At 73.5% G+C, this 6055-nt stretch carries 3 protein-coding genes; all 3 read left to right on the top strand.

Annotated elements, in window-relative coordinates:
- The first annotated feature begins 216 nt into the window (after nt 1-216).
- The 3 genes from GQS09_RS26335 to gndA all read left to right on the top strand — a co-directional run bounded on the left by GQS09_RS26335 (nt 217) and on the right by gndA (nt 6016).
- Nucleotides 217-2130, top strand: coding sequence for a galactose oxidase early set domain-containing protein (locus tag GQS09_RS26335; RefSeq protein ID WP_165990046.1), 1914 nt, complete (start codon nt 217-219; stop codon nt 2128-2130).
- 161 nt (nt 2131-2291) lie between these two features.
- Complete coding sequence (locus GQS09_RS26330; protein WP_165990045.1) at nt 2292-4235, top strand: Dyp-type peroxidase; 1944 nt, start codon at nt 2292-2294, stop codon at nt 4233-4235.
- 326 nt (nt 4236-4561) lie between these two features.
- Nucleotides 4562-6016 carry an NADP-dependent phosphogluconate dehydrogenase gene (gndA, locus tag GQS09_RS26325; protein ID WP_165990044.1) on the top strand — a complete coding sequence of 485 codons (1455 nt, stop codon included), beginning with the start codon at nt 4562-4564 and terminating at the stop codon, nt 6014-6016.
- Nucleotides 6017-6055 lie beyond the last annotated feature (39 nt).

Here is a 6055-nt window from a genome sequence, read left to right as displayed (position 1 = left end):
GCCGCCCGTGCCCGCGCGCCCGCGTGCGGGAGTGCGGGCGGAGCATCGCGGCAGCGGGGCGCACGACCCCGCCGCCGCGGGCGCCGCGAGGGTGTGCTGTGCGCGTCAAGGTGCCTCGCGCACCGCCCAATGACTACTTACGGCATGATCGTCATTACCGAGAGTCTGGTCAGCGCTCTGTCGTTTGTCATCCGACTGCTCTGAAGGAGCGCTGTCATGGCTCGACGCAAGCTGTCGAGGCTCGCCACGGCCTGTGCCGTGGTATCGGCCGTCACCGCGTCCACCCTGCTCGCCGGCACCGGCACGGCCCTCGGCCACTCCGCCGACGGCACCGGCGAGTCCGGCCCGCCCAGCACCCTGCGCACCGCCGAGGTCTCCGAGGAGGAGGTGGCCGCCGAGGTCGACCCCGAGGAGGCCGCCGTCCTCGGCCAGGACCACGCAGAGGAGCACGCCAAGGTCCGCATCGCGGCCGGCGAGAACGCCGACTACCCGCAGACCACCCGCACCGCCAGCCTCAACTGGCTGACCGAGGACCAGGAGAAGAAGAACGCCGGCATCGACCCGGCCGAGTCCGGGCAGTTCACGGACTTCTTCCCGTCACCCGACTACGGCGTCCACATCGCCCAGCTCCCCACCGGGAAGGTGCTGGTCTTCTCCTTCGAGCCGGTGGAGGACAACCCCAACCGCGAGACCGCGCCCACCCAGGTCATCGGCGCGGAGAACGCCGGCCGCGCCTACCTGTGGGATCCGGGGCAGGGAACGGGCGCCGACGCCTTCACGGCCGTCCCCCCGCCCGTGGTCGACGTGCCCGACGGCAAGGACGAGCCCCGCCCCGCCCCCTTCTTCTGCGCCGGCCACTCCTTCCTGCCCAACGGCATGCTCGGCGTCTTCGGCGGCAACCTCGGCGGCAACCACGGCAGCGGCGCCAAGCTCGCGCTGGTCTTCGACCCCTGGGAGGAGGTCTGGCTGGAGCAGCCGGACCTGTCCGTGGGCCGCTGGTACCCGAGCGTGGTCACCGGGCCGGACGGCCGCCAGCTGATCTTCTCCGGCCAGTCCGAGCGCGGCTGGGGCACCCCCACCGAGATCGTCGAGCGCTGGCCCGCCCAGGGCAACGCCGTGCCCATCGGCACCCGCTACCAGCCCCGGGACATCCCGGCGGAGCGCTTCGGGGCGGACGCCCCCTTCCGGCACGACTACCCCCACGCCTTCGCCCTCAACGACGGCCTGATCTACACCCTGGGCCGGGATTCCGACCAGCAGTGGGTCTTCGACCCGCGCGCCGAGACCCGCGAGGACCTGCCCGACCGCCCGGACCACCCGGAGGGCCGCAAGAACCCGGAGCGCTGGTACGGCTCCGCCGTCCTGCTGCCCAACGGCACCGACGGCCCGGAGGCCATCCTCCAGATGGGCGGCGACCCCGAGGACCCGGCCACCTATCTGTTCAAGGACGGCACCTGGACCGTGACCGGCGAGAAGCACTTCGGCCGCACCCAGGACAACACCCTGATCCTGCCCGACGGCAGCCTCTTCACCGTCAACGGCGCCCCCGACATCCGCGACTACGGCAACGGCGAGTACAACCCCAACGCCGACCAGAAGTACCGCCAGACCGAACTGGGCGACAGCAACGGCGAGAACTGGCGGCTCGGCCCGGTCCAGCGGCTGCCCCGCGGTTACCACTCCAACGCCGTCGTGATGCCCGACGGCCGCATCATGATCACCGGCGACGAGCTCCAGCAGATCGCCAACGACCCGGACATCACCGACGACATGCACGGCGCCATCGAGATCTACGAGCCGGCCTATCTGCACCGCGGCGACCGCCCCGACCTGGGGGAGGTCCCGGAGCAGACCATCCGCTACGGGCGGCACTTCGGCGTCTCCACCACCACCCCCGACCAGGTGGCGAGGGCCGTGGTGCTCGCGCCCTCCACCTCCACCCACTCCGTCAACACCAGCCAGCGCCACCTGGAGCTGGAGATCACCGCCCGCGACGCCGACTCCCTGGAACTGCGCGCCCCGGCGGAGCCGGAGGACGCCGTCCCCGGCTTCTACATGCTCTTCCTGCTCGACGAGGACGGCGTGCCCAGCGAGGCCCAGTGGGTCCAGTTCGGTCCGCCCCGGCGCTGAGCCGGACCGGCCCGGGCCCGGGGTCCGCCCCGGGCCCGCCGCCGCACTCCGGCCCGCACGCCGGTCCTGCCCGGCGCCCCGCACCTCCGACCCGCACCGGCCCGCACGCCGGTCCTGCCGATCGCACCGACCCGCACCGCATCGCACCGCCCGGAGAGGCCATGACGTACGCGACGCCGTCCGAGACCACCGCCATCCCGCGCCAGCCCGGCACCGCCCGCCCGCCCGCCGACGACGGACCCCCGCCCGAACTCCCGCTCCGGGAGAGCACCGAGATCCAGGGCGACATCATCGCCGGCTTCAAGAAGGACCACGCGCAGTTCCTCTTCCTGCGGTTCGCCGAACCCGAGCCGGCCCGCAGCTGGCTCAACCTCCTGCGCCACCGGATCGCGACCACCCAGGACGTCTCCCTCTACAACGAGGAGTTCCGCCGCGGCCACAAGATCACCGGCGGTGCCGACCCGGAGCGCAAGAAGGCGATCTGGCGCAGCGTCGGCTTCACCGCCGCCGGCCTGCGCTTCCTCACCGGGTCCCCGGACCTGTTCGCCGACTCCCGCGCCCCCACCCTGGTCGCGCTGCGCGAGGGCAGCGCGGCCCGCGCCGAGCGGCTCGGCGACACCGGCGTCGACGCCCCCGGGCACTGGCTGTTCAGCGACGACCCGGACGACCCCGAGCACATCGTGCACGCCGTGCTCACCCTCGCCGCCGACGAGGCGGAGGACCTGCGCTCCACCCTCTCCTGGGAACGCAAGGACGCCGCCGCCCACCAGATCGCCATCCTCTTCGAACAGGACGGCGCCACCCTGTCCGGCACCCGCCGTGGCCGGGAGCACTTCGGCTTCAAGGACGGGGTCAGCGAACCGGCCGTGCGCGGCTTCGACGAGCCCGACCCCCGCAACCCGCAGTGGAAGCGCGACCGGCCCGGGACCCGGATCATCCCGGCCGGCGAGTTCGTCATCGGCCACGAGACGGTGCCGCGCGGCAAGGGCTCGCCGCTGCCGCCGGTACCGGAACTCCCCGAGTGGATGACCAACGGTTCCTTCCAGGTGGTGCGCCGCCTGGGCCAGGACGTGCCCGGCTGGTGGGCCCAGATCACCGAGCGGCTCCAGGAGCTCAAGGATCACGGCGTGGTCCCGGAGGAGACCACCGTGGAGTGGCTGGCCGCCCGCCTGGTGGGCCGCTGGCGCTCCGGCGTCCCGGTGCACAAGAGCCCGGACGCCGACAAGCCTGCGAACGCCGACCTCTCCCGCGACAACGACATCTCCTACGCCAACGACCCCGAGGGGAGGATCACCCCGCTCTTCTCCCACCTGCGCAAGACCAGCCCGCGCGACGGCCTCCGGCTCCGGCCGGACAGCGAGGAGTTCGAGAAGGAGGCGACCAATCTCGACGGGCGCCGCATCATGCGGCGCGGCATCCCGTACGGCGAGCCCTTCGACCCGGCGGCGGGCGAGAAGAACGGGCCGGACGCACCCCGCGGCCTGGTCTTCATCTGCTACCAGAGCGATCTGGTGGCGCAGTTCGAGTTCATCCAGGAAGGCTGGATCGAGGCCAGGGACTTCCCGCACCGCAGGCCCAGCGTGGGCCGGGACCCGCTGTGCGGCTCGGACACCACCGTCGCCTTCCCCGACTCCCAGGACCTCGGGACCAAGGGAACGGTCCCGCTGCGCTTCAAGCAGTTCGTGCGCACCGAGGGCTCGGTCTACGCCTTCTGCCCGTCCATGACGGCCCTGGAGAAGCTGGCCAGGGGCACCCTGCTGGAGCAGGGGGACCGGGTGCTGACCGCGCCGTACACCATCAACGCCGGTGATCCGCCGATCAGCAGCGGCAAGGCCCAGCTCCGCCTCCAGGCGGACGGCAACCTGACCGTCCACGACGAGCACCAGCAACTGGTCTGGGAGTCCCACAGCGGGAGCAACGGCGGCGTCCGCGCGGCCTTCCAGCAGGACGGCCGCTTCGTCATCTACAACGCCTTCGACGAGCGGCTGTGGTCCCGGCCGTCCCGGGCGGTCCCCGGATCGGTGCTGGTGATCCAGGCGGACGGCAATGTGGTCATCAGGTCACCGGAGGGTGAGGTGCTCTGGGACACCGACACCGCGCACTGATCCCCCCCGCCCCTGACCCCCGCCCCTGACCCGCAGCCCTGCCGTCGCTCCGGGCCCGGCTCCGGCCCCACCGGCCGGCGCCGGCGCCCGGGGGCGCGGGCTGCCGGNCGCAGCCCTGCCGTCGCTCCGGGCCCGGCTCCGGCCCCACCGGCCGGCGCCGGCGCCCGGGGGCGCGGGCTGCCGGGCGGTGCGGGCGGTGCGGGCGGTGCGGGCGGCGTGCCGCGAGGATTGTGCGAATTGCCGAAAGCTCCGGGGCACGGCCCGCGCGCGGGCTTATAGTGACGCGGTCCGTGACCGCCTCACCCAGGCCAGGAGTTGACCACGCGATGACGGCACCGACCGCAACCGCCCAGATCGGCGTCACCGGACTGGCGGTGATGGGCCGCAATCTGGCGCGCAATCTCGCCCGGCACGGCTACACGGTGGCCGTGCACAACCGCAGTGCCGCACGCACCCGCGCCCTGGTCCAGGACTTCGGCCACGAGGGCGGCTTCGTCCCGGCGGAGAGCCCGGCCGAGCTGGTCGCCGCGCTCCGGCGGCCCCGGAAGCTGCTGCTGATGGTCCAGGCCGGTGCGCCCACCGACGCGGTGATCGACGAGTTCGCGCCGCTGCTGGAACCCGGCGACATCCTGGTGGACGGCGGCAACGCGCACTTCGCCGACACCCGCCGCCGCGAGGCGAAGCTGCGCGAGCAGGGCATCCACTTCGTCGGGGTCGGGGTCTCCGGCGGCGAGGAGGGCGCACTGCACGGGCCCAGCATGATGCCCGGCGGTTCCAAGGAGGCCTACGAGGCGCTGGCGCCGCTGTTCCAGGACATCGCCGCCAAGGCCCCGGACGGCACGCCCACCGTCGCGCACATCGGGCCGGACGGCGCCGGCCACTTCGTGAAGATGGTGCACAACGGCATCGAGTACAGCGACATGCAGCTCATCGGCGAGGCGTACGACCTGCTGCGCCAGGCCGGGGGCTACGATCCGGCCCGGATCGCGGAGATCTTCCGCACCTGGAACCAGGGCCGCCTGGGCTCCTACCTGATCGAGATCACCGCGGAGGTGCTGGCGCACACCGACGCCGGCACCGGGCGGCCGTTCGTCGACATCGTGGCCGACCGGGCCGGGCAGAAGGGCACCGGCCGCTGGACCGTGCAGACCGCGCTGGACCTGGGCACCCCGGTCACCGGCATCGCGGAGGCGGTGTTCGCCCGCGCGGTGTCCGGCCACACCCGGCTGCGCCGCGCGGCCCGTGCGCTGCCCGGCCCGGACCGGCCGGAGCTGCACCCGGACGACGCCGCGCGCTTCGCCGACCAGGTGGAGCAGGCCCTCTACGCCTCCAAGGTGGTGGCCTACGCACAGGGCTGGCACATGATCCAGGCGGCGAGCGAGGAGTACGGCTGGGGGATCGACCCGGGCATGGTGGCCGCCATCTGGCGTGCCGGGTCGATCGTCCGGGCGGGCTTCCTGGACCGGATCACCGCCGCCTACCGGGCCAACCCCGATCTGCCGGGGCTGCTGGCCGACGAGGGCTTCGCCGGGGAGGCCGGTGCCGCGCAGCCCGCCTGGCGGACCGTGGTCTCCACCGCCGTCCGCGACGGTGTGCCGGTGCCCGGTTTCAGCTCGGCGCTGGCCTACTACGACTCGCTGCGTGCCGAGCGGCTGCCCGCCGCGCTGATCCAGGGGCAGCGCGACTTCTTCGGCGCCCACACCTACCAGCGCACCGACCGCGAGGGCACCTACCACACCCTGTGGGCCGCCCCCGGCCGCCCCGAGACCCGCACCGACTGACCCCGGCCGCCCGGCTGCCCCCGGCCGGGGCCGGCCGGG

This window comes from Streptomyces sp. YIM 98790 (assembly GCF_011421595.1).
In the GTDB taxonomy this organism is placed as follows: Bacteria; Actinomycetota; Actinomycetes; order Streptomycetales; family Streptomycetaceae; genus Streptomyces.
Note: the sequence above shows the minus strand (reverse complement) of the source record. Positions and strands in the feature narration are given on the sequence as shown.

Excerpts from the sequence above, each read along its gene's own strand:
- GQS09_RS26330 (WP_165990045.1), top strand. The coding sequence starts at position 2,292 with ATGACGTACGCGACGCCGTCCGAGACCACCGCCATCCCGCGCCAGCCC.
- GQS09_RS26335 (WP_165990046.1), top strand. The coding sequence starts at position 217 with ATGGCTCGACGCAAGCTGTCGAGGCTCGCCACGGCCTGTGCCGTGGTA.
- gndA (WP_165990044.1), top strand. The coding sequence starts at position 4,562 with ATGACGGCACCGACCGCAACCGCCCAGATCGGCGTCACCGGACTGGCG.